Below are 24,639 nucleotides of genomic sequence, written 5' to 3' on the forward strand. Positions count from 1 at the left end.
AAACTGGAGGTAGCGAAAATGGAAACATACTTAGAAATTGAAACATTGATTAAGCGTATTTTTAATAGTTTTCGTCATGAGGTAGAAGCAGTTCTTGACAAGAGACTAAGTGGTAGCGAATATCGAGTCTTGAGTCTCATTTCTAGTGGATTAACGAAAACATCTGATTTAGCTAAAACGCTTGATGTTTCAGCCAGTCATATCACAGCCATTACAGATACTTTAGTTGAAGAGAAATTTATTACTCGTCATCGTTCTGAAGTAGACCGCCGAATTATCGAATTAAAATTAACGTCCATGGCCGAGGAATTTGTTAAAGAAATTGATAAAAAGAAAAAAGAAATGATCGTTAAACGTTTTACTGTTTTTTCCGAATACGAACAGGCGGAATTTCGCAAGTTACTAAAAAAATTAGCAGATGGTTCACAATCAAATAAATAGTAAAAATCCTGTAGTTAATAAAACTACAGGATTTTTTTTAAACATTTTACTTTACAATAAAATAATTGTTCGTTATACTTTGAATTAAAGTTGCTCTAAGGAAACATTTTTAGTTGAGTATAAAAAATAGTCTTATGGGAAAAGGGTGGTAAAAATGAACATTCAAGGTTTAACAATAGCATACAAACAAAAAGTGGCGATTGATGATGTCACTCTTCAAATAGCAACAGGAAAATTAACTGGAATAGTCGGTCCGAACGGTGCGGGTAAATCTACGTTATTAAAAGGAATGATGGGATTAGTTCCCAGAGAACAAGGCATAGTAACATTAGATAATCGGCCTCTTTCTGATTGGAGAAAGAAAATTGCTTATGTTCCGCAACGTAGTGAAGTAGATTTAACTTTTCCAATTACCGTTTTCGATATGGTAGTTCTTGGTACTTATCCGGCACTTGGGTTAATTAAACGTCCAGGAAAAAAAGAAAAACAATTGGCATTAGATGCTTTAGAACAAGTAGAAATGACCGCATTTAAAAAAAGGCAAATCGGGGAACTTTCTGGTGGTCAATTACAACGTGTTTTTATTGCACGTGCTCTAGCTCAGCATGCAGAAATTTTCTTTTTAGATGAGCCATTTGCTGGTATTGATATGACTAGTGAAGCACTTATTATGAAGCTGTTAAAAAAACTAAGGGATAATGGAAAAACCATCGTAGTAGTCCACCATGATTTTCATAAAGTAGCTGCTTACTTTGATGAGATTATTTTACTGAATAAAAAATTAGTAGCATACGGACCAGTAGAACAAACATTTACAGAAGAAAAAATTAAATTTGCTTATGGTGATGCACCAGTAGCATTTGCGGCGGGGGTGTAGAAATGTTGTTTTTAGAAGGGTTAATGCAATATGGTTTTTTACAGAAAGCACTTATTACTTCTGTGACAGTTGGGATTGTATCGGGTGTTATTGGTAGTTTTATTATTTTACGGGGTATGTCGCTTATGGGAGATGCGATTTCTCATGCGGTCTTACCAGGCGTAGCGATTTCTTATATGATGGGGATGAACTTTTTTATTGGGGCAGCGACATTTGGTATAGCAGCAGCGCTTGGAATCGGTTTTGTTAATCAAAAAAGTCGGATAAAAAATGACACTGCGATTGGTATTGTATTTAGTGCATTTTTTGCTCTTGGGATTATCTTGATTTCGTTCGCGAAAAGTAGTACCGATTTGTATCATATCTTATTTGGAAATGTGCTTGCGGTGAGAAGTTCGGATATGTGGATGACAATCATTATCGCGATACTTGTTATTTCGCTCGTTACACTATTTTACAAAGAATTTTTAGTAAGCTCATTTGATCCAGTAATGGCAGAAGCATATGGTCTAAATGTAAAGTTTTTGCACTATTTCTTAATGCTTCTTTTAACGCTAGTGACGGTTTCGGCCTTACAAACAGTTGGAATTATCTTAGTTGTGGCAATGTTAATTACACCGGCTGCAACAGCGTATCTGCTTACGAATAAACTATCTAAAATGATTGTTTTAGCTTCCACGTTTGGAGCAGTGAGTGCGATTATCGGCCTTTATTTCAGTTATATTTTCAACTTAGCATCAGGTGCGGCAATGGTTTTAGTTGCGACAGTTATTTTCTTTATTGCCTTTTTATTCGCACCAAAACAAGGAATATTGTTTACTAAAAAGAGGGAGGTTATCGAATGAAAAAAATGATAGTTGTAGTGCTTTTCGCATTAGTAGTTGTGCTTGCGGGGTGTTCCAGCCAAAAAAGCGATTCAGAAAAAACGAGTGACAAATTAAATGTGGTTGCTACGTATTCAATTCTAGCGGACATTGTTAAAAATGTCGGTGGGGATAAAATTGAACTCCATAGCATTGTACCGGTTGGCGTTGACCCGCATGAATATGATCCTTTGCCAGACAATATTCAAAGTGCAGCAGATGCAGATTTAATTTTTTACAATGGCTTAAATTTAGAAACTGGGAATGGTTGGTTTGACCGAATGCTCGAAACCGCTGATAAATCAAGAGATGACAAAGAGCAAGTAATCGAGTTAAGTAAAGGGGTAAAACCAAAATATTTAACAGAAAAAGGAAAAACTTCTGAAACAGACCCACATGCTTGGTTAGATCTTCATAATGGTATTATTTATACTGAAAATGCACGAGACGCTCTTGTAAAAGCTGATCCAGATAATGCTGATTTTTATAAAGAAAACGCCAAAAAATATATCGATAAACTAGCTACACTGGATAAAGAAGCAAAACAAAAATTTGCGGATTTACCAGAAAATCAAAAAACATTAGTGACGAGCGAAGGAGCTTTTAAATATTTTGCAGCTCGCTATGGATTAAAAGCATCATACATTTGGGAGATTAACACAGAAAGCCAAGGCACACCAGAACAAATGAAACAAATTATTAGCATTGTTGAAAAAGAGCAAGTACCTAACTTATTTGTCGAAACAAGCGTGGATCCGCGTAGTATGGAGAGTGTATCTAAAGAAACAGGTGTACCTATTTTTGCTAAAATCTTTACCGATTCTACCGCCAAAAAAGGCGAAGTAGGCGACACCTATTTAGAAATGATGCGCTATAATCTTGATAAAATTCATGATGGTTTAGCTAAATAAAGAAGACGCAGAGATTAATTAGAAATCTCTGCGTTTTTTGCGTTTAAAGAAAGACTACGTTCTGTTTTACGAACCCGAATGGATAAAATAAACGCGGCGACAAACAAGCCAGTACTTAATCCTATCCAATAACCAAATGGACCAAGATTCGTAAATGATAAACCGTAGCCTACCGGAAGTCCAATCAACCAATAAGAAATAAAGGCGACAATCGAGGTAACCGTCACATCTTTATATCCTCTAAGTGCTCCGAGAACTGGCGACAAGACAGCGTCCGCAAATTGAAACAATATCGCATAAACTAAGAAATGCATGATTAAATTGCTCAAAGCGAAATCATTCGTATAGAAACCAGCAATAATATCACGGAAGAAAAACAGTAGCGCTCCATTAATACAGCCAATTAGAATCGCAGCTGTCATACCAATATGACGATATTGTTTGGCATCTTTTAAGCGTTTGGCGCCCGTTTCGTAACCACCAAGAATTGTTAGCGTGGAGGCGACACTAAGCGGGAAAGCATAAAGCAGTGTACAAACACTGTTGGCTGATTGATGAGCTGCAATCGTCTCCGTTCCAAAAGCGCCCATTAAAATTGTTACCGCTGAGAAAATACTCGTTTCAAATAAAATTGTTAAACCATTTGGCACACCAATTCCGATAATTTCTTTTATTTTAGAAAAATGTAGCGCCGTAAGTCCTTTAAAAATACCAAATTTGCGTAATCTAATTTGTGTTTGAATCAAAATAACACTAACCAAAACAACGAGCCAGTATGTAATCCCTGTCGCATAACCACTACCAGCGCCGCCCATTTCTGGAAAGCCAAAGTTTCCAAAAATAAAACAATAATTTAAAAAGATATTAAATGGTACGGTACAAAGGGTAATGAGCATCGTCACCCTGGTTAAACCAAGCGAATCAATAAAAGAACGCAAAATCGCTGAAATAAAGAAAGCGGGAATTCCGATACAAATGCCATTTAAGAAGTGGCGAGCGATATGTGCAACTTCTGCGGTGACAGGCATGTGCGTTAAAATAGTTGGAACGACTAAAAAATTAATAAGAATTAAAATAAAAGCTAAAAATAAGGCGATATATAGGCCATTGTGAACCGTGTTTTTCACTTGTTTTTCTTTTTTTGCACCGATTAATTGAGCAATAATAGGCGTGATGGCCATAAGTAAACCAGAAAAAGCTGCATTCACAGGAGCCCAAAAGGAGCTACCAATGGCTACACCCGCAAGCGCTTGATTCGAATAATTTCCACTCATCGTCGTATCAAAAAAAGTCATCGAGAAAAGTGTGAGTTGTGTAATGACAATTGGTGTGAAAATCGTTAAAAATTGTTTCCATTTTGCCCCATAAGTGACTGTTTGTTGCAAGTAATCATCTCCTTTTTGCATCCATTCAGATTATAGCATAAATAAGGTGTTCTGGCGGTGTAACAAAAAACTTTTCCTTTCGTATATCTACTATCTTTGTTATAATAAAGTTCTGTGGCAGGGGCAATACTCTGCGGGTTGGGAGAGGGACAATTTCATAATGAGGAAAAAGTATGCAGAAATTTTTCAACAAAGTATTTCGGCTGAACGAGCATAAAACCAATATCCGGACCGAATTTTTGGCTGGTATGATTGGCTTTTTTACGGTGGCATATATTATTGTCGTCAATAGCTCGATTTTAGCGGAAGCTGGAGTTCCTTATCAAGGAGCAGTCCTTGCGACGATTTTTATTTCGGCGTTAGGTTGTTTGATTATGGGATTTTGGGCAAATGCACCACTTATTCTAATGCCAGGAATGGGGATTAATGCGCTGTTTGCATATACCCTTGTTCAGGGGATGGGACTGAGTTGGCAGGTTGCACTCGCTGCTGTTACGATGAGTGGCATATTATTTATGATTCTTGCGTTTACACCACTTGCAGGAAAACTAAATAAAGCTATCCCGCTTATTTTAAAGCAGGCAATTACGGTTGGGTTAGGTATATTCTTAATCTTTCTAGGGCTTGAAAAAGGCGGAATCGTAACAAGTGGGAAACATGCCATTATTGCAGTTGGAGATTTAAGCGATCCATTCGTCTTAGCAACGCTAGTTACACTTTTACTAACAATGATTTTAGTTATCCGAAAAATTCCAGGCACTTTCTTATGGAGTTTAATTATCGGAACACTCGTTGGAGTAATGTTTGGTGTAACCGGGAAAGCTGATGGCGCTTCGATTAGTGTTGCGCCGTGGAGTGATGTTCTCTTTAAAGCCGATTTTTCTGGAATGGCGAGCGTTAGTTTTTGGAGTGCCGTCTTTACGATGACAATGGTCATTGTGTTTGAAACGGTTGGTCTTACAAATGGTCAAGTAAGACAATTAAAACAAACCGAAAAATTACCACGGGTTTTAAAAGCGAGTTCCCTAACTGCCTTTTTATCTGGCTTATTTGGTACAAGCCCAACCATCTCTGCGCTTGAGAGTGGCTCGATGTTTGCGAGTGGAGCAAAAACCGGTCTAGCAACAATTACGACAGGTCTTTTCTTCATCGCGTCTCTTTTTTTAATGCCGGTATTATCTTTTATTCCGAACAGTGCGATTGCGCCCATTTTAGTTGTAATTGGGATGTCGATGCTACAAGAATTTAAAGAAATGGATTTATCCAATCCGGCAGAAACTTTTTCAGCACTACTGATTATTGTGTTAATCCCACTGACGTATAGTATTGCAGACGGAATTGCGGCTGGTTTTATCGCGTATCCAATTCTTCGTGCTTTTACGAAAAACGAAGAACGTACTTCACCAGTCATGTATGTGATTGCAGCTTTATTTTTGCTCCAATTTATCATACAATAACAAAGAAGCAATGCGCTCTTCTTATTTTTAAAGGGGAGCGCGTACTTTTTATCTAACTGATGTGAAAAGAGGGTTCGAAAAATGTATTATTATCTAATCACCCTAGCCGTGATTGCGCTAGACCAATTGACTAAATGGATTGTTGTTCAAAATATGGAAATTGGACAGAAAATAGAAGTTATTCCTGGGTTTTTATACTGGACAAGCTATCGTAATGACGGAGCAGCTTGGAGTATTTTAGAAGGGCATATGTGGTTTTTCTATCTTATTACTGTAATTGTTATTGGAATTATAATTTATATTATGCAAAAATATGCCAAAGGAAAGCGACTATTTTCTATTAGTTTAGCGTTTATTCTAGGTGGTGCGATTGGTAATTTTATCGACCGAGTCCTGCATCAAGAAGTAGTAGATTTTGTACAAACAGTATGGGGAAATTATTACTTCCCTATCTTTAATGTGGCAGATGCCTCGCTTTCAGTTGGTGTCGTACTAATGCTCGTGTATGTTTTTGTAGACGACCGCAAAACGAAAGGAATTAAATAATGCAGAATGAAACATTGATTATAAAAGAAAGTCACGCGCGAGAACGTGTGGATAAAGTTATCGCTGAAATGATGGGGAAAAGTCGTTCAGCGATACAACTTATGCTGAAAAATGGTGATATTACAGTTAACGGAGAACTTGCGAAGCCGAATTACAAAGTACAAGTTGGCGACGAAATTCATTATGAAGCTCGTGAACCTGAAGAACTGGAAATTTTAGCCGAAGATATTCCACTTGAGATTTATTTTGAAGACAAAGATATGCTTGTTGTAAATAAACCTGAAGGAATGGTCGTTCATCCATCAGCTGGTCATGCGAGTGGAACGCTTGTAAATGCTTTGCTGTTTCATTGTGACGATTTGTCTGGTATAAATGGTAAAATTCGTCCAGGGATTGTTCACCGAATTGATAAAGATACATCGGGATTACTTATGGTTGCTAAAAACGACCATGCCCATGAATCACTAGCCAAACAATTAAAAGATAAAACTTCAGATAGAGAATATATCGCACTTGTCCATGGTGATATTGTCCACCAAAAAGGAACAATCGAAGCGCCAATTGGTCGAGCAAAAGAAGATCGTCAAAAAATGGCTGTTGTTCGTGATGGCAAGGAAGCGCGGACACATTTTGAAGTAATAGAACGGTTACCTGGTTATACACTTATTAACTGTAAGCTTGATACTGGGCGCACACACCAAATACGTGTTCACCTTAAATATATTGGTCATCCACTAGCTGGTGATCCAAAATATGGACCGAAAAATACAATCAAAGGTAATGGACAATTCCTTCATGCTGCTAAACTAGGATTTGATCATCCGAGGACAAATGAACGAATGACCTTTGAAGCATCGTTACCAGACTCCTTTGAGCAAGCACTAAAATCGTTACGACAAGAAAACTAAAAAAGAAGCAAGAATGCCTATTTAGGGGCATTTCTTGCTTCTTTTTCTTTCATAAGTGATTTGGTTGCTTGACGCAAAGTGGCAAAAGTTTTTATTCCTTTTTGCTCCGTTAAATTAACTTGTATCATTACTTTGGCTGTTTGCGGCTGCATTCCAGTAATGATTGGTGTCACTCCGACAAGTTTTAGAGAGGAGAAAAAATGCTCGATATATTCTCCAATATTAGCAGAATCAAATTGTGCGCCAGATAAGTCAATAATCAAATAGTTTACGGGTTGTTCGCAAGCTTCAAAAAGTGCTGTTTCAGTAATTTGTTTTGCTCGATCATCAGTAATTTTTCCAATAAGTGGCAAAAGAAATACTTTTTCAGCAAGCCAAATTAATTTTGTAGAATTTTTGATGATTTGATTTTCTTTTTGTTGCACTAACAGCTCTGTAGCAAGTGTATATCCTTCGATTAAATTTTGTGTAAAACTACTAAATACTTGATGCAGTTTAATACTAAAAAGATATAAATCGCGATAGTTACTATAATCTGCGTGTATCTCCGAGGCATAATCTAGTAAAAATTCTTCTAGCAAACGAATATGGAATAAAATTCGTGAAATTCCAAGTGACGTAATAAATTGTGCCTTCCCTAAATCACGTGCGAATGTATTCATTTTTGTAAGGTCTTCTGTCATACCTATAAATAAATTTTCCAAGATAAGTCCAGTTTCATCCATTAGACGGTGGTCATCTTTTAATGTGAGAACATAAGGGTCATCTACAGATATATAATACGTGAGCCAGCCTTTTACTACGATTTCTTTCTGTTGTAATAAACTATCCATAATACTCATTCTCTTCACCTCTCAAGTACATGTCTTTTAGCTATTAAAGCATAGCATAAAGCATAAAAAAAGAGGACTAATTTCTAAAAGGAGCCAATTATTTTAAAGCGTTTTATGTATAAAATGTGAAAACTTAAAAAAAACCGCAAAAAAAGAATCATCTTCTTGGTGATTCTTCTTTTTCCTACTATAAAGATATCCTTTTTTAGTTTTTGTTTGCTTGGAACTTAAATCAATGAGTGCAAAGGGGCTTCGTTTGATTTCTGGATTTAAACGACCTTCGCGCACTAGTTTTTGACGTTTCTTTTTCGCTTTAGATGTAGCCATAATTTTGGCCTCCTTTATGTTATTATAAATAGTATAACATGTTTTATATTTTTTTGATTGACAGGGAGAGTTCTTTCAGGTAATATGAATCTAATGAAATAAAGTCCTTTAACATAGTCCAGAGAGACTAAGAAGGTGGCGACAATTTGACGGGTTATTTGTATACTCGTACGCGTTCCCTTGCTTACACTGGCAGAGGGTTATTTTTTTGCACAAAAGGAGAGATTTCGGATGCAAAAACAAGTAGTTGTCATGGACGAGGCGGCAATCAAACGTGCGCTTACCCGGGTTAGTTACGAAATCATCGAACGAAATAAAGGGACAAAGAATTTAGCACTAGTCGGAATTAAGACTCGTGGTATCTATCTTGCTGAGCGTTTGCATAAGCGGATACTTGAAATTGAAGGTATTGACGTGCCAGTCGGGGATATTGACATTACGCTTTATCGCGATGACTTATCTTTCAAAGATGATAAAACGCGCGAACCCGCAGTACATGGGACGAACATTCCATTTGATATTAATGGAAAAAAAGTCGTTCTTGTAGATGATGTGCTCTACACTGGTCGAACTGTGCGTGCCGCAATGGACGCATTAATGGATGTAGGTAGACCAGCACAAATTCACCTTGCAGTACTTGCTGACCGTGGCCATAGAGAGCTACCAATCAGAGCAGACTATGTAGGGAAAAATATTCCGACATCAGGAAACGAACGAGTAGAAGTTCGCTTGACCGATGTGGATCATGCAGAAGATGCGGTCATCATTAACAAAAATGAATAATAATGTAACACTTTTTTAAAAGCAGTCCTGTGAGGCTGACAAAGAGTGATTAATTTCTATAGGGGATTATTCTATACTCTTTGTCGACCAAGGCAAGGGGTATTTTTTATGAAGAAAGAGGGAAGAAAATGACAGAAACGACAGAAACAGTAACAAAACCAGTACTAGATATACACGAAAAACCAAGCTTCAATAAATGGATTATTCTTAGCATCCAGCACCTTTTCACCATGTTTGGCTCTACTATCTTTGTGCCAAGTGTGACAGGGTTAAGTCCGGGAGTGGCGCTTGTATCTAGCGGGCTCGGAACACTTGCTTATCTAGGAATTACTCGCGGAAAAATACCCGCATATCTAGGTTCTTCCTTTACCTTTATTGCACCAATTACAGCATTACTTGCCGCAAAATTTGGCGGAGGGCCGGGCGCAGTTATGGTAGGAACTTTCTCAGTCGGAGTTGTGTATGCGATTGTTTCTTTGATTGTTTACTACGCAGGTGTTAACTGGATTCAAAAGGTGTTACCACCAATTGTTGTTGGGCCGGTCATTATGGTTATCGGTTTGTCGCTCGCTCCAAGTGCAGCGGCGATGGCAATGGGGACGAACAATGGTAACTATGATTTGAAAACGTTAGGAGTTGCATTTGTCACGCTACTTGCAACCATCATCGCCATGATGTTTTTCAAAGGATTTATGGGCTTGATTCCGATTTTGTTCGGCTTCATAGTAGGCTATTTAACAAGTATGGCGCTTGGTATGGTAGATTACACGCTAATCAAAAATGCTTCGTTTTTCCAAGTACCAGATTTCAGCATTCCATTTGTAAATATCGACCCAGTAATTACAATTACAGTCGTTCTAAGTATGGCGCCGCTTGCGTTTGTTACGATGGCAGAACACATGGGGCATCAATTACTATTAAATCGAATTACGAATAAAAACTTCTTTAAGGACCCAGGACTTCATCGTTCCTTGCTTGCAGATGGTACAGCTTCGATTATTGCATCTTTAATCGGGGGACCACCTGTAACAACATACGGTGAAAACATTGGTGTTCTTGCAATTACAAAAGTATACAGTGTGTTTGTTATCGGAGGAGCGGCAGTTTTTGCTATCCTCTTCGGATTTATCGGCTACATTAATGCAGTTATCACCTCGGTTCCAACGGCAGTTCTAGGCGGAATTTCCCTGTTACTCTTCGGGGTTATTGCAACAAGCGGGCTTCGAATGATGATTGAAAACAAAATTGATCTAAGTGTTAATCGTAATATGATTATTGCATCTGTTGTACTAGTAGTAGGAATTGGCGGCTTATTCATTAAAGCTGGAACGTTCGAACTATCTGGTATGGCACTAGCAGCAGTCATTGGAATTATCTTAAACTTAGTCTTACCAGCCGAGCATAGATCAGCATAACACACGACAAAAACCTCTGCAGACAAAATTTCACAGAGGTTTTTGTATAAAATGAATGAGAAAAGGTGGCGCTTTGAATGAAAAATTTGTTGTCTATGGAAGCATTAACTGTCCATGAAATCGAGCATTTATTAGAGCAGGCGACACAGTTTAAGCACGGAAAAAAAGCAACATTGAAAGAACAAGCTTTTGCAGTAAATATGTTTTTTGAACCAAGTACTAGAACACATACGAGCTTTGAAGTAGCGGAGAAAAAGTTAGGAGTGGAGGTTGTCTCCTTTGACGCAGCAACTTCTAGCATGACAAAAGGAGAAACGCTTTATGACACACTGTTAACCATGGAAGCTGTCGGAGTAAATGTAGCAGTTATCAGGCATTCTGAAGAAAACTACTATGCTGGGCTTGATAAATTAAATATTGCTATCGTAAACGGTGGAGACGGATGCGGAGAACATCCGAGTCAATCACTACTAGACTTATTCACGATAAAAGAACAATTTGGAACATTTCAAGATTTGAAAGTAGCAATTGCAGGTGATATAAGGCACAGCAGAGTAGCAAACTCAAATATGAAAGTATTAAAAAGACTTGGGGCGAAGTTGTTTTTCTCTGGGCCGAGAGAATGGTTTGATGAAAGCTACTTAGAATATGGCACGTACCTACCCGTCGATGAGCTTGTTGAAAAAGTTGATGTGATGATGCTTCTGCGTGTACAACATGAGCGACACAGTGGAACAGAACAATTTACAAAAGCAAGTTATCACGAAAAATTTGGACTTACAGTTGAGCGGGCAGCGAAATTAAAACAAGATGCAATCATTATGCACCCAAGTCCAGTGAACCGCGACGTTGAAATTGCTGATAGCTTAGTTGAAAGCGAAAAATCACGCATTGTTACGCAAATGACAAATGGCGTTTTTATAAGAATGGCAATTTTGGAATCTATTTTAAAAGAACAGGAAATGAGGGCGAAATTATGTACGTATTAAAAAATGGTCAAGTGCTAAATGAATCAGGCGAACTAGAGAAGAGAGATGTACTTATTCAAAACGGCAAAGTTAATTTGATTACCGATTCTATTGAAGTAACAAGTGGCGAAGAATTTGACGCTACAGGTAAGCTAATCGCACCAGGTTTTATCGATGTTCACGTACATCTTCGCGAACCAGGCGGAGAACATAAGGAAACCATTTTGACAGGAACAAAAGCGGCGGCACGCGGTGGTTATACGACAATTTGTTCGATGCCGAATACAAAGCCTGTTCCAGATTCCAAAAAAGTAATGGAAAGTATACAAGCAAAAATCAAAGAAACAGCAGAAGTTCGAGTGTTACCATACGCATCCATTACAACGAGTCTTGGAACGGACGAGCTAGTAGATTTTGAAGCTTTAAAAGAAGCTGGAGCATTTGCTTTTACAGACGATGGCGTAGGGGTACAGCTAGCCGGAACGATGTACGAGGCAATGAAACGAGCAGCAGCACTAGATATGGCAATCGTTGCTCACTGTGAAGACAACTCGCTAATTTACGGCGGAGTGGTCCATGATGGAATTTTTGCTGAAAGAGAAGGACTGAAAGGTATTCCAAATATTGCTGAATCAGTCCAAATCGCACGGGACGTCTTACTAGCAGAAGCAGCAGGCTGTCACTATCATGTCTGTCATATTTCAACAAAAGAATCTGTTCGTGTTGTGCGAGATGCGAAACGGGCAGGAATTCGTGTCACTGCCGAAGTTTCCCCACATCACTTAATTTTAGACGAAGAAGCTATTCCTGGAAATGATGGTAATTGGAAAATGAACCCACCACTTCGTAGCAAAGAAGATCGTGCGGCACTTTTAGCGGGATTACTTGACGGAACAATTGACTTTATCGCAACAGACCATGCCCCACACGCTGCAGAAGAGAAAAATGTACCAATGGAACAAGCAGCATTCGGAATTGTAGGATTAGAAACAGCTTTCCCACTTTTATACACACATTTTGTTAAAACGAATGAATGGACATTGAAACAGCTAATTGACTGGATGACTGTAAAACCGGCAGAATGTTTTAAACTACCATACGGAAAACTAGAAGAAGGCGCAGTAGCAGATATTGTCGTACTTGATTTAGAAAAAGAATCAACTATTGATCCAGACACTTTTTATTCAAAAGGAAAAAACACACCATTTGTAGGAGAAACGTGTATCGGCTGGCCGGTAGCAACGTTTGCAGAAGGAACGCTTGTATACAATGAGGGGGAAATTAAATGACAAAGCGAATTTTAATGCTAGAAGATGGTAATTACTTTATCGGTGATGCGATTGGTAGTGAAAAAGAAACAATCGGTGAAGTTGTTTTTAATACGGGAATGACTGGCTACCAAGAAACAATCACAGACCCTTCCTATTATGGACAAATTATCACTTTTACGTATCCACTTGTTGGAAATTACGGGGTGAATCGTGACGATTTTGAATCCATTAATCCTGCTGTTAAAGGAGTTGTGGTACGTGAGGCTGCAGAATTCCCTTCTAACTGGCGTAACCAAATGACATTAAATGATTTTTTGAAAGAAAAAGGTATTCCAGGAATTGCAGGAATTGATACACGTAAATTAACCAAATTAATTCGTAAAGAAGGAACGCTTAAAGGAATACTGTCAGTAGCATCAGCAGATAAAGAAGAATTATTACATCACCTTCGTTCTGTGCGCCTTCCTGTTGATCAAGTACACGAAGTTTCCTCAGCTAAAGCATTTGCAAGCCCAGGAGATGGTAAACGAGTAGTGCTTGTTGATTACGGTGTAAAAAGTTCGATTTTGCGAGAATTAAATAAGCGTAATTGCTATGTGACGGTTGTTCCTTACAATACAACAGCTGAAGAAATTTTGGCGATGCACCCAGATGGTGTGATGTTATCCAATGGACCAGGGGATCCAAAAGATGTTCCAGAAGCATTAGAAATGATTCGCGGTATTCAAGGTAAACTACCATTATTTGGAATTTGCTTAGGACATCAACTATTTGCGCTAGCGAACGGAGCGGATACGTTCAAACTAAAATTTGGTCATCGAGGTGCGAATCATCCAGTAAAAGAACTAGCAACTGGCCGTGTGGACTTTACTGCGCAAAATCACGGTTATGCGGTAGAAAAGGAATCACTTATCGGCACGGATTTAAAAGTAACGCATATTGAATTAAATGATGAAACAGTTGAAGGTCTTGCACATAAGGAATACCAAGCGTATACCGTACAATATCATCCAGAAGCAAACCCAGGTCCAAGTGATGTTAACTACCTATTTGACGAGTTTATGGAAATGATGAATGTGAAAGAGGAGGGTGAATTACATGCCTAAACGTGACGATATAAAAACAATTCTTGTAATCGGCTCTGGCCCGATTGTTATTGGACAAGCAGCGGAGTTTGACTATGCGGGAACTCAAGCTTGCTTAAGCTTAAAAGAAGAAGGTTATCGGGTAGTTTTAGTGAACTCGAATCCAGCGACGATTATGACAGACGCAGAAATGGCTGACAAAGTATATATTGAGCCAATTACACTTGATTTTGTATCGCGCATCATTCGTAAAGAACGTCCTGACGCAATTTTACCTACGCTTGGAGGACAAACAGGGTTAAACATGGCAATGGAACTTTCAGCTGCAGGAATTTTGGATGAATGTAATGTGGAAGTACTTGGAACCGATTTAACAGCGATAAAAAAAGCAGAAGACCGGGAAGCTTTCCGTGATTTGATGAATGAACTTGGGGAACCAGTACCAGAAAGCGATATTATCCACAATTTAGACGAAGCATATACTTTTGTAGAACGAATTGGCTACCCGGTTATTGTTCGCCCGGCTTATACGTTAGGTGGTTCTGGCGGCGGTATATGCCATAATGAACAAGAATTAATTGAAACAGTAACAAGTGGTTTAAAGTTAAGTCCAGTAACACAATGCTTGCTAGAAAAAAGTATAGCTGGTTTTAAAGAAGTAGAGTATGAAGTGATGCGTGATGCGAACAATAACGCAATGGTTGTTTGTAACATGGAAAATATTGACCCAGTTGGTATACATACAGGAGATTCGATTGTTGTTGCACCAAGTCAAACGCTTTCCGACCGCGAATATCAATTATTGCGCGATGTATCCTTAAAAATTATCCGTGCACTTGAAATTGAGGGAGGCTGTAACGTTCAACTGGCACTTGATCCAGATAGTTACAACTACTATGTTATCGAAGTAAACCCACGTGTGAGTCGTTCTTCTGCGCTAGCATCTAAAGCGACAGGGTACCCAATTGCAAAACTAGCAGCGAAAATTGCAGTTGGCTTAACGTTAGATGAAGTTAGAAATCCAGTAACAGGAACAACTTTTGCTCACTTTGAACCAACACTAGATTATGTGGTTGCGAAAATCCCACGCTTTGCTTTCGACAAATTTGAACAAGCGGATCGTCGTCTTGGAACGCAGATGAAAGCAACCGGAGAAGTCATGGCAATCGGTCGTTCTTGGGAAGAAGCTCTTTTAAAAGCTGTACGTTCGCTTGAAATTGGCGCGGACCATTTACTACTTGAAGAAGCCGAAAATGCTGACGAGGAAACATTAGAACGCAAAATTTGCTTCCCAGAAGATGATCGCTTATTCTTCTTAGCTGCAGCCTTGCGTCGTGGTCAAACAATCGAACAACTCCACGCGAAAACAAAAATAGATTTATTCTTCTTATATAAACTTAGTAAAACAATGGAACTTGAAAATCGTATCAAAGAGAACCCGCAAAACCAAGAGATTTTGGTAGAAGCAAAACGGGCTGGATTTTCTGATGCTTTCCTTGCGACTTGCTGGAATATAGACGAACAAGCCATTTACGACTTACGAAAAGCCCAAAATCTTTTCCCGGTTTACAAAATGGTCGACACATGTGCAGCTGAGTTTGAATCAACAACTCCATACTTTTACAGCACATATGAAGAGGAAAATGAGTCCACACGGTCTGAGAAAGAAAGCGTGATTGTACTTGGCTCTGGTCCGATTCGGATTGGTCAAGGAGTGGAATTTGATTATGCAACTGTGCATTCAGTGTGGGCAATTCAACAAGCAGGTTATGAAGCAATTATCATCAATAATAACCCAGAAACAGTTTCGACCGACTTTAGTATTTCGGACAAACTATATTTTGAGCCACTGACATTAGAAGATGTGATGCACGTCATTGAAATTGAGCAGCCACTAGGAGTTGTCGTACAATTTGGTGGGCAAACGGCTATTAACTTAGCAGACGGTTTAGCTAAGCGAGGGGTAAAAATTCTTGGCACAAGCTTAGAAGATACCGACCGTGCGGAAAATCGTGATGCCTTTGAAAAAGCGTTAGAAATTTTACAAATCCCACAACCAGCTGGGAAAACTGCTACTTCCGTGAAAGAAGCAATCAATGTAGCGACAGATATCGGCTATCCGGTTCTAGTTCGTCCATCTTATGTACTAGGTGGTCGAGCAATGGAAATTGTGGAATCAGAAGAAGCGTTAAAACATTATATGACAAACGCCGTTAAAGTAAATCCAAAACATCCAGTTTTAGTAGACCGTTATGTAAGCGGCCAAGAAGTAGAAGTGGATGCAATCAGTGACGGTGAAAACGTCTTAATTCCTGGAATTATGGAACACATCGAACGGGCAGGTGTCCATTCAGGGGACTCAATTGCTGTGTACCCAGCACAACGTTTAAGCATTCAAGTGAAAAATACAATTGTGGATTATACGACAAAGCTAGCAACTGGCTTAAATATTATCGGTATGCTGAACATTCAATATGTGGTGGACGGAGAAGAAGTTTTTGTTATCGAAGTGAATCCGCGTTCAAGCCGGACCGCGCCATTTTTGAGCAAAATTACGGAAATTCCAATGGCAAATGTGGCGACGAAAGTGATTTTAGGAGAAAACTTAATTGACCTTGGTTACACGCCAGGACTTGCTCCAGAAAAACAAGAAATTTTTGTCAAAGTGCCGGTGTTCTCTTTCGCGAAATTGCGTAGTGTTGATACGTCACTTGGGCCTGAAATGAAATCAACTGGTGAAGTCATGGGCAAAGATGTCACACTAGAAAAAGCACTCTACAAAGGTTTTGTTGCGAGCGGGACAACCATGCATGACTATGGAACAGTACTTTTAACCGTAGCTGACCGCGATAAAGAAGAGGCAGTAGAACTAGCTGCAAGATTCAATCGCATTGGCTTCACTATCATGGCAACAAAAGGAACTGCAAGTACACTAGAAGAAGCAGGAATTCCAGTTTCGCAAGTGAAAAAAATTGGTGAAAATCAAGAAACATTAATTGACTATATCCGCAATGGCCAAGTAACGCTCGTAGTGAATACCTTAACAACTGGTAAACGTCCCGAACGTGATGGCTTCCAAATTCGCCGCGAATCTGTTGAAAATGGCATTCCAGTTTGTACATCGCTTGATACCGCAGAAGCAATCTTGCGTGTACTAGAATCACGCTCTTTTGAACTCGAATCGATGAATGCCAGTGAAGTGAAACAACCAAAAGCACGAGTATAAATAGAAGAAACGGGGTGGAACCGTGTTACAGACGGAAATGAAAGTCATTCAGCAAACTGAAATTGCAGATAAAGTATACGAATTAATTTTAACAGGGGAATGTGTAGCCGATATGTCACCGGGACAGTTTTTAATGCTGAAACCGAGTCGTTCTGATTTATTAATGAGACGTCCGATAAGTATTTGTTCTTATGATAAAACAGCCAATACATGCATTCTGTTGTACCGAGTAGAAGGCGATGGGACAAGAGATTTCAGTAAACTTTCAGAAGGGGATACTATCGATGTGTTGGGTCCGCTTGGAAAAGGTTTCGATATTGACCGGACACCTTTACCAAAAACCGCTCTTTTAATCGGAGGCGGAATCGGTGTTCCTCCAATGTATCAACTCGGTAAAGAATTAGCTGGAAAAGGCGTTCAAGTCACGTTTGTAAACGGGTTCCAATCTGCGAAAGACAGTTTTTATGAAAAAGAAATGACAGCATATGGCACGGTTCATATTGCGACAGTGGACGGCTCGCTTGGAACACAGGGTTTCGTCACAGATATTACGAAAAATTTTCCGGAAGAAGCAGATGTTATTTACAGTTGCGGGCCAAAAGCAATGCTACAGGCAGTGAAAGCAAATTTTCCAGAAACGAAAACGTATCTTTCATTAGAAGAACGGATGGCTTGTGGGATTGGAGCTTGCTACGCTTGTGTCTGTCCAAAAGCAGATGATGTGAAAAAGCAATTTAAAGTTTGCGAAGATGGTCCAGTATTTCGTGCGGATGAGGTGAGTTTATGAATCGATTAGCTGTAGAAATTCCCGGATTATCGCTCAAAAATCCGATTATGCCCGCATCAGGATGTTTTGGTTTCGGGCAAGAATATAGCAAATACTATGATTTAAATGAACTTGGTGCGATTATGGCCAAAGCCGTGACACCAGAACCTAGACTTGGGAACCCCACTCCGCGAGTAGCAGAAACCGCGAGCGGGATGCTTAATGCAATCGGCTTACAAAATCCTGGTCTGGAACATGTGTTAGCGCATGAACTCCCATTTTTAGAACAATTTGAAACACCGATTATCGCTAATGTGGCGGGAGCGACGGAGGACGATTATGTCCAAGTCTGCTCCCGAATCGGGGAATCAAAAGCAGTGAAAGCAATCGAACTCAATATTTCCTGCCCAAATGTGAAGCACGGCGGTATCGCTTTTGGAACGGATCCGGAAGTAGCGCACCGTTTAACGAAAGCCGTGAAAAGTGTCGCAAGTGTTCCCGTTTATGTAAAACTATCCCCGAATGTAGCAGATATTGTTTCTATCGCGCAAGCAATTGAAACAGCTGGTGCGGATGGGCTCACGATGATAAATACCTTACTTGGCATGCGTATTGATTTAAAAACTAGAAAACCAGTTATCGCAAATGGAACAGGGGGGCTTTCTGGCCCAGCAATTAAACCTGTTGCTATTCGGATGATTCACCAAGTCCGCTCGGTAAGTAATATTCCTATCATTGGCATGGGCGGTGTGCAAACCGTAGATGACGTACTAGAATTCTTGATTGCCGGAGCAGATGCAGTCGCAGTAGGAACGATGAATTTTACCGACCCATTTATTTGTCCGAAATTAATTAGTGAACTACCAAAACGAATGGACGAACTCGGTATTTCTTCCCTACAAGATCTTAAAAAGGAGCGAACAAATCAATGAATAAACCTATTATCGCGCTTGATTTCCAGACTTACGAAGAAGTAGCGAGCTTTTTAGCCAAATTTTCTGGAGAAACACTATCCGTGAAAGTTGGCATGGAACTTTTTTATAGTAATGGTCCAATCATTGTCGAAAAAATAAAGCAACAAAATCATGAAATTTTCTTAGATTTAAAACTACATGATATCCCCAATACGGTCAAAAGTGCGATGATTGGCTTGGCAAAACTAGGCGTTGATATGGTTAATGTACACGCAGCTGGTGGGAAGAAAATGATGGAAGCTGCCCGGGAAGGTCTAGAAATAGGTTCGCAAAGTGGGAAACGCCCAAAAATTATCGCCGTAACACAATTGACAAGTACAAGTGAAACGGACATGCAAAGAGAGCAATTAATAAAAACGAGCCTGCTTCAATCCGTCATGCATTATAGCGATTTATCGAAACAAGCTGGGCTAGATGGTGTGGTTTGTTCTGCGCTAGAAGCAGAAGACATTAAACGACAAAATGGCACTGAATTTTTACGTGTAACACCAGGCATCCGACTGGCAAGTGACACAGTAGATGATCAAATTCGTGTCGTAACACCAGAAAAAGCGCGTTTGATTGGCTCGTCAAACATTGTCGTTGGTCGCTCTATCACACGCGCAGATGACCCGGTAGCAGCTTATAATCAAGTTTTAGAGGAGTGGAATGCATGAGCATCGAAAAACAAGTAGCTGAACAATTATTAGAAATTAAAGCTGTATTTTTAAAACCAAATGAGCCTTTCACTTGGGCATCTGGAATTAAATCTCCTATATACTGCGACAATCGCCTAACGCTAGGCTTTCCAAAAGTTCGCCAATTTATCGCCAAATCATTAGCCGAAAAAATTAAGCAAACATTTGGTGAGGTAGATGTTGTTGCTGGTACTGCGACTGCAGGAATTCCACATGCCGCATGGGTGAGCGATTTACTAGACTTACCAATGGTTTACGTGCGTTCCAAAGCAAAAGAACATGGTAAAGGGAACCAAATTGAAGGACCAATTGCTAAAGGTCAAAAAGTAGTGGTAATTGAAGATTTGATTTCGACTGGCGGAAGCTCATTAAAAGCAGTGGAAGCGCTGGAGGAAGCTGGAGCGGAAGTAGTTGGAATCGCGGCCATTTTTACATATGGACTCGCTAAAGGGAAACAATTGCTAAAAGAGTCTGGCACAAAACTAGTAACATTAACGAACTACGATGAGCTAATTGAAGTAGCTCTAAATGAAAATTACGTGACTGGTGAAGATATGGCGACACTGAAAGAATGGAAGAAAAATCCAGAAAACTGGGGTAAATAAAAAGAAGCTCACCTTTATTACAGGTGAGCTTCTTTTTCTATTAATATACTTTATAACTTTCACCAGTTTGTGCACCAAAAACGCTTTTTTCAAAAGCACGAGCGACTTTTGCAGCTGGAACTGGAACGAAGCCTTGGAAAAATGATTCCAGTTTGTCCCAAGATTCTTCTAAAACATTTGGGCTCACGGTGTTAATCCGAATTCCACGAGGCATTTCAAGTGCAGCCGATTTAGCAAAAGCAGTAACCGCACCGTTTGCCATCGCTGCTGAAGCCCCTTGAACGATTGGATCTTCCATCATAATACCGGTAGTAAGCGTAAAACTTCCTTTGTCATTCAATGAGTCAATGCCCAGTAAAACCAAATTAATTTGACCGCCTAATTTACTACTAATCGTCACCGCATTTTTCTCAGGCGTTAATTCTGTTAAAGGGGAAAAAGTGGCACTGCCTGTTGCCGAAACAATTGCATCGACTTTGCCAACTTGGGCGTACATTTTTTTGATACTATCAATACTCGTAATATCCACTGTCACGTCGCCACTATGTCTGCCCGCTGTAATCACATCTGCCTTTTTCTCCAAACGGTCTTTCACCGCAGAACCAAGCGTACCAGAAGCACCAATTAATAAAATTTTCATTCGTCTATCATCCTTCCAATAAAAAAATAATGTCAGTAAATATGTACCCTAAAAATAGAAAGAAAAAACGGCTCCAAGAAGGAACCGTTAATTTTTCAAGCCTAGAACAAGCTTTTCATCTGGTGTAACAAAATAAGTCGTTTGGTTATCATAAATGACATAACCAGGTTTGGCACCATTTGGTTTTTTCACGTGTTTAACAAGCGTGCCGTCGACGGGGACGGTTGCTGAAAGGCGCGCTTTTGAATAATAGGCTGCAATCATTGCGGCTTCTGTAATCGATATCTCATCTGGATTATTTGATTGAATGACCACATGCGAACCAGGCAAATCTTTTACATGGAACCAGTATTCATTATTCCTAGCTAATTTATTCGTTAAATAATCATTTTGTTTATTATTTTTTCCGACTAAAATCGTTAAGCCAGTCGAAGAAGTATATTTTTCTGGAGCAGGTAAAGTCGCTTTTTTACGGCCGCCTTTTTTCTGTTTGTAGCGAAGATAGCCTTGTTCAGCTAGTTCTTGGCGGATTTCTTCCACGTCTTGTGGGCCGGATGTTTCAAGTTGTGATTCCACGGACTCTAAGTAAGTAATTTCTTCTTTCGTGAGTGCGATTTGCTCTTTCACTACTTCGACCGCGTTACGTAGTTTTTGGTAGCGGCTAAAGTAGCTTTGCGCATTGGCGGATGGCGTTTTTCTAGTATCAAGCGGAATCGTCATTTTCTTCATATCATCGTAAAAGTTTTCTACAGTAATTTCTTCCATCCCGCGTTCCATTAAATGCAGGTTGGCAGTTAGAAGTTCACCTTGAATACGATAAACATCTGCTTTTTCTGTTTCGAGCAAAGTGTTTTCGAGTTTTTCGATTTTCAGCCTGCTTCGAGCCAGTTCGTTGGATAATAGTTTTTCTAAATCATGCGCGAATTGATGGACACGATCACGACGTGCTTTACCTATATAAAAATGGTCTAACAGGGTACTTAAGTTAGCGAATTCTGTTGTGTCTGCATCGATATGACGGAGCGGGAAAAAATAGTAATCCTCTTTATTTTGGATGCGCCATTCGTTTGGCACGGCTGCATGTCCTAAATGCTCGTTCACTAGCCCAATTACTTCGAAAAAGGCGGCAACTAGCGAATCTGCCGTTAAGTTCCCAGCACGAAATACTATTTCCCGAGCAAGCAAAGGGCTGAATCCTGCAAAATTTTGTACAAGTTGCTTATCCATTCGACCCGCTGAGAAATCTAGTCTATCCAGAATCTGCTCTGAAGTAACCTCAAATGGGTGGAGTTTATCCGTTGCAGGAGGTAACACATAAGTCGCTCCAGGAAGCAGTGTTCGGTAACTATTTTGTGCTGGAGAGACGTGTTTAATACAATCAACAATCACATTTTTCTCACGGTCGACAAGGGTAATATTACTATGACGTCCCATGATTTCTACAAATAAATCACAAAAACGATTTTCACCAATATCATCTTTCCCGCGAATACTAAATTGTAAAATCCGTTCATTAGGAAGTTGCGTGATAGACTCAATAATTGCCCCTTCTAAATATTTCCGGAGTAACATACAGAACATTGGCGGAGTTGCTGGGTTTTCAGGTATATCATCCGTCCACTGAATCCGTGCATAGCTAGGATGCGATGAGATAAGTAAACGTTTATTTTCACGATTTTTTCGGATATATAAAACAAGTTCATGTGAAAACGGTTGGTGGATCTTCATAATGCGCCCACTTTCACCGTGTTCGGCAAGTTCTTCAGTCATAGCTTTTAAAAACATTGCATCAAACGCCATTAGTTATTCATTCCTTTTTTAGTTAGTTACTTTCTATTTTAACATACATTCCGAAAATGTATTGTATGCATGAAGGAGCTTTGGTATAATAAGAAGTCAGAACAAATTTCAAGTAATCTTAGAGGGAACTTTAAGTTATGAAAGGTGTCTTGCCAAATGGTGAAAAGCATGACGGGATTTGGGCGCGCCACAAAAGAATTTGAAGCGTTCAAAGTAACCATTGAATTAAAAGCAGTCAACCATCGCTACTCCGAATTTCTTTTTCGGATGCCTAAACAACTCGCTTATTTAGAAGGAAAATTAAAAAAGATCATAAGTAAGCAAATCAAACGTGGTAGAATTGAAGTTTTCTTTTCCATCACAGGAGAGCAAATTTCAAAACGTGAACTACATATTGACTGGGACCTCGCAGACAGCTATTACCGTTTTATCAAACAAGCAAGCGCTAGATATGAATTACAAGAATTACCTACAATGACCGATTTACTTCAAGAGCAAGCCTATCTTTCAATTGAAGAAGAAGTGGAGGCAAGTAGCGAGCTAGAGCGATTAGTTTTAGAAACCCTTGCCCGTGCAACCGAGCGACTGGACGAGATGAGAAGTATGGAAGGAGCAGAATTACTGCTGTATTTCAAACAACATCTTACAGCACTCGAAACAAGTTTGGAAATCATTCAAGCCGAAATTCCAAATACAGAAAAACATTATCAAGAAAAAATTGAAACTCGCTTACAAAACGTTGTAGGCGACCAATTTGATCCTAGTATCGTTCTTACAGAAGTCGCAATGCTACTTGAAAAGGCAGATATTAACGAAGAAGTCGAACGAACTAAGAGCCATTTAAAGCAATTTTATGGTATTATTTTACTCGAAGAACCAATTGGACGGAAACTGGATTTTCTTATCCAAGAAATGAACCGTGAAGTTAACACGATTGGATCCAAAGCAAGTTCTCTGAAAATCACCGAACAAGTGGTTGAAATGAAAACGACGCTAGAGAAAATTCGGGAACAAGTACAAAATGTGGAATGATATGCAGGAGGGGAAATGATGACAGAAAGAGGACTGTTAATTGTACTTTCAGGTCCATCTGGAGTAGGTAAGGGAACTGTTCGGGAAGCTGTTTTTAAAGATCCGGAAACAAGTTTTGATTATTCTATTTCTATGACAACGCGTCTTCCTCGTGAAGGAGAACAAGACGGTGTCGATTATTATTTTCGTTCACGAGAAGTGTTTGAACAAGCTATCAAAGACGGAAAAATGTTAGAATATGCAGAGTATGTCGGTAACTATTACGGCACTCCGCTTGAATATGTCGAGGAAAAACTTGCTGCAGGAGTAGACATTTTTCTCGAAATTGAAGTGCAAGGAGCAATGCAAGTTCGAAAAGCGATGCCAGAAGGAATTTTTATTTTCTTAACGCCACCAGATTTGTCCGAACTGAAAAACCGGATTATCGGGCGCGGTACAGAATCGATGGAAGTTGTCGAGGAACGCATGGAAACAGCGAAAAAAGAAATCGAAATGATGGCGTCTTATGATTATGCTGTGGTGAATGATGTCGTATCAAAAGCCGTACAAAAAATCAAAGGCATCGTCGAAACAGAACACTTAAAAACTGAGCGAGTAATTCATCGCTACAAAAAAATGTTGGAGGGATTACAATGATGTTATATCCATCAATTGATAATTTATTGTTAAAAATCGACTCAAAATACTCGCTAGTCACAGTGGCTGCTAAACGCGCACGCTACATGCAACTGGAAAATGATAAAGGCGTATTGCCAAGCTACCAATCTGACAAATTTGTTGGGAAAGCATTAGAAGAAATTCATGCTGGAAAATTAGTTTTACAAAATGATGATAAATAAGCTTAACTGC

24 protein-coding genes and 1 pseudogene are annotated in these 24,639 nt (G+C 39.4%); 20 read left to right on the forward strand and 5 right to left on the reverse strand.

The features are described from left to right. Positions 1 to 18: 18 nt before the first annotated feature. From HCB38_RS09010 to HCB38_RS09025, 4 genes are all read left to right on the forward strand, one after another. The gene (locus HCB38_RS09010) at positions 19 to 441 is read left to right on the forward strand and encodes a MarR family winged helix-turn-helix transcriptional regulator (protein WP_185607889.1); all 423 of its coding nucleotides are present in this window, start codon (positions 19 to 21) and stop codon (positions 439 to 441) included. 154 nt (positions 442 to 595) lie between these two features. Further along, complete coding sequence (locus HCB38_RS09015) at positions 596 to 1,318, forward strand: metal ABC transporter ATP-binding protein (RefSeq protein ID WP_185607890.1); 723 nt, start codon at positions 596 to 598, stop codon at positions 1,316 to 1,318. Positions 1,319 to 1,320: 2 nt separating this feature from the next. After that, a complete protein-coding gene (locus HCB38_RS09020) occupies positions 1,321 to 2,163 on the forward strand; it encodes a metal ABC transporter permease (protein WP_185319062.1) in 843 nt (280 codons plus the stop codon). Continuing rightward, positions 2,160 to 3,092: a metal ABC transporter substrate-binding protein gene (locus HCB38_RS09025; RefSeq protein ID WP_185638291.1), complete on the forward strand. Its 933-nt coding sequence runs from the start codon at positions 2,160 to 2,162 to the stop codon at positions 3,090 to 3,092. The genes HCB38_RS09020 and HCB38_RS09025 overlap by 4 nt, the downstream gene beginning before the upstream one ends. A gap of 14 nt (positions 3,093 to 3,106) precedes the next feature. Here the strand turns inward: HCB38_RS09025 and HCB38_RS09030 are convergent, their stop codons facing one another. Beyond that, positions 3,107 to 4,477: an MATE family efflux transporter gene (locus tag HCB38_RS09030; RefSeq protein WP_185638293.1), complete on the reverse strand. Its 1,371-nt coding sequence runs from the start codon at positions 4,475 to 4,477 to the stop codon at positions 3,107 to 3,109. A 173-nt stretch (positions 4,478 to 4,650) separates the two neighbouring features. Here HCB38_RS09030 and HCB38_RS09035 point away from each other — a divergent pair, with 173 nt between their 5' ends. The 3 genes from HCB38_RS09035 to HCB38_RS09045 all read left to right on the forward strand — a co-directional run bounded on the left by HCB38_RS09035 (position 4,651) and on the right by HCB38_RS09045 (position 7,388). Continuing rightward, positions 4,651 to 5,934: an NCS2 family permease gene (locus tag HCB38_RS09035; RefSeq protein WP_185319059.1), complete on the forward strand. Its 1,284-nt coding sequence runs from the start codon at positions 4,651 to 4,653 to the stop codon at positions 5,932 to 5,934. 81 nt (positions 5,935 to 6,015) lie between these two features. Then, positions 6,016 to 6,480 (forward strand): signal peptidase II, encoded by a 465-nt coding sequence (gene lspA, locus HCB38_RS09040; protein ID WP_149117455.1) that lies wholly within the window; start codon positions 6,016 to 6,018, stop codon positions 6,478 to 6,480. Further along, the gene (locus HCB38_RS09045) at positions 6,480 to 7,388 is read left to right on the forward strand and encodes an RluA family pseudouridine synthase (RefSeq protein ID WP_185638295.1); all 909 of its coding nucleotides are present in this window, start codon (positions 6,480 to 6,482) and stop codon (positions 7,386 to 7,388) included. The genes lspA and HCB38_RS09045 overlap by 1 nt, the downstream gene beginning before the upstream one ends. A 17-nt stretch (positions 7,389 to 7,405) precedes the next feature. On the opposite strand, the gene HCB38_RS09050 is transcribed toward HCB38_RS09045, so the two are convergent. Both HCB38_RS09050 and brfA read right to left on the reverse strand, forming a co-directional pair. Then, complete coding sequence (locus tag HCB38_RS09050) at positions 7,406 to 8,230, reverse strand: STAS domain-containing protein (protein WP_185319057.1); 825 nt, start codon at positions 8,228 to 8,230, stop codon at positions 7,406 to 7,408. Positions 8,231 to 8,323: 93 nt separating this feature from the next. Further along, positions 8,324 to 8,548, reverse strand: coding sequence for a ribosome rescue factor BrfA (brfA, locus tag HCB38_RS09055; RefSeq protein WP_003767465.1), 225 nt, complete (start codon positions 8,546 to 8,548; stop codon positions 8,324 to 8,326). A gap of 231 nt (positions 8,549 to 8,779) precedes the next feature. Between brfA and pyrR the strand changes: the two genes are divergently transcribed. The 10 genes and pseudogenes from pyrR (at position 8,780) to pyrE (ending at position 20,318) form a co-directional block, all read left to right on the forward strand. Continuing rightward, positions 8,780 to 9,331 carry a bifunctional pyr operon transcriptional regulator/uracil phosphoribosyltransferase PyrR gene (gene pyrR, locus HCB38_RS09060; RefSeq protein ID WP_003729510.1) on the forward strand — a complete coding sequence of 184 codons (552 nt, stop codon included), beginning with the start codon at positions 8,780 to 8,782 and terminating at the stop codon, positions 9,329 to 9,331. 128 nt (positions 9,332 to 9,459) lie between these two features. Then, a complete protein-coding gene (locus HCB38_RS09065; RefSeq protein ID WP_185638297.1) occupies positions 9,460 to 10,746 on the forward strand; it encodes a solute carrier family 23 protein in 1,287 nt (428 codons plus the stop codon). Between the two features lie 77 nt (positions 10,747 to 10,823). Beyond that, entirely contained in the window at positions 10,824 to 11,735 is a 912-nt protein-coding gene (locus HCB38_RS09070) for an aspartate carbamoyltransferase catalytic subunit (protein ID WP_185638299.1), read from the forward strand. After that, positions 11,723 to 13,003 (forward strand): dihydroorotase, encoded by a 1,281-nt coding sequence (gene pyrC, locus HCB38_RS09075; RefSeq protein ID WP_185319054.1) that lies wholly within the window; start codon positions 11,723 to 11,725, stop codon positions 13,001 to 13,003. Before HCB38_RS09070 ends, pyrC begins: the two co-directional genes overlap by 13 nt. Then, positions 13,000 to 14,091 (forward strand): carbamoyl phosphate synthase small subunit, encoded by a 1,092-nt coding sequence (locus HCB38_RS09080; RefSeq protein WP_185319053.1) that lies wholly within the window; start codon positions 13,000 to 13,002, stop codon positions 14,089 to 14,091. Before pyrC ends, HCB38_RS09080 begins: the two co-directional genes overlap by 4 nt. Continuing rightward, entirely contained in the window at positions 14,084 to 17,296 is a 3,213-nt protein-coding gene (gene carB / locus HCB38_RS09085; protein WP_185607894.1) for a carbamoyl-phosphate synthase large subunit, read from the forward strand. Before HCB38_RS09080 ends, carB begins: the two co-directional genes overlap by 8 nt. 19 nt (positions 17,297 to 17,315) lie before the next feature. Further along, positions 17,316 to 18,083, forward strand: a pseudogene (locus tag HCB38_RS09090) (dihydroorotate dehydrogenase electron transfer subunit); the annotation flags it as partial. After that, positions 18,080 to 18,994, forward strand: a complete 915-nt coding sequence (locus tag HCB38_RS09095; RefSeq protein ID WP_185319050.1) for a dihydroorotate dehydrogenase — start codon at positions 18,080 to 18,082, stop codon at positions 18,992 to 18,994. The pseudogene HCB38_RS09090 and the gene HCB38_RS09095, both read left to right, overlap by 4 nt. Next, complete coding sequence (gene pyrF, locus HCB38_RS09100; protein WP_185607895.1) at positions 18,991 to 19,692, forward strand: orotidine-5'-phosphate decarboxylase; 702 nt, start codon at positions 18,991 to 18,993, stop codon at positions 19,690 to 19,692. Before HCB38_RS09095 ends, pyrF begins: the two co-directional genes overlap by 4 nt. Then, positions 19,689 to 20,318 carry an orotate phosphoribosyltransferase gene (pyrE, locus tag HCB38_RS09105; protein WP_185319048.1) on the forward strand — a complete coding sequence of 210 codons (630 nt, stop codon included), beginning with the start codon at positions 19,689 to 19,691 and terminating at the stop codon, positions 20,316 to 20,318. The genes pyrF and pyrE overlap by 4 nt, the downstream gene beginning before the upstream one ends. Before the next feature lie 40 nt (positions 20,319 to 20,358). On the opposite strand, the gene HCB38_RS09110 is transcribed toward pyrE, so the two are convergent. Then, complete coding sequence (locus HCB38_RS09110) at positions 20,359 to 20,958, reverse strand: short chain dehydrogenase (protein ID WP_185319047.1); 600 nt, start codon at positions 20,956 to 20,958, stop codon at positions 20,359 to 20,361. Positions 20,959 to 21,045: 87 nt separating this feature from the next. After that, positions 21,046 to 22,758: an Rqc2 family fibronectin-binding protein FbpA gene (gene fbpA, locus HCB38_RS09115; RefSeq protein ID WP_185618440.1), complete on the reverse strand. Its 1,713-nt coding sequence runs from the start codon at positions 22,756 to 22,758 to the stop codon at positions 21,046 to 21,048. Between the two features lie 156 nt (positions 22,759 to 22,914). Here fbpA and HCB38_RS09120 point away from each other — a divergent pair, with 156 nt between their 5' ends. The 3 genes from HCB38_RS09120 to rpoZ are packed head-to-tail and all read left to right on the forward strand — an operon-like array spanning position 22,915 to position 24,629. After that, positions 22,915 to 23,790: a YicC/YloC family endoribonuclease gene (locus tag HCB38_RS09120; protein ID WP_185319045.1), complete on the forward strand. Its 876-nt coding sequence runs from the start codon at positions 22,915 to 22,917 to the stop codon at positions 23,788 to 23,790. A gap of 18 nt (positions 23,791 to 23,808) precedes the next feature. Beyond that, the gene (gmk, locus tag HCB38_RS09125) at positions 23,809 to 24,426 is read left to right on the forward strand and encodes a guanylate kinase (protein ID WP_070211190.1); all 618 of its coding nucleotides are present in this window, start codon (positions 23,809 to 23,811) and stop codon (positions 24,424 to 24,426) included. Then, positions 24,426 to 24,629, forward strand: coding sequence for a DNA-directed RNA polymerase subunit omega (gene rpoZ, locus HCB38_RS09130; RefSeq protein ID WP_003728294.1), 204 nt, complete (start codon positions 24,426 to 24,428; stop codon positions 24,627 to 24,629). The genes gmk and rpoZ overlap by 1 nt, the downstream gene beginning before the upstream one ends. The last annotated feature ends 10 nt before the right edge of the window (positions 24,630 to 24,639 follow it).

This window comes from Listeria farberi (assembly GCF_014229295.1).
GTDB classification, from domain to species: domain Bacteria; phylum Bacillota; class Bacilli; order Lactobacillales; family Listeriaceae; genus Listeria; species Listeria farberi.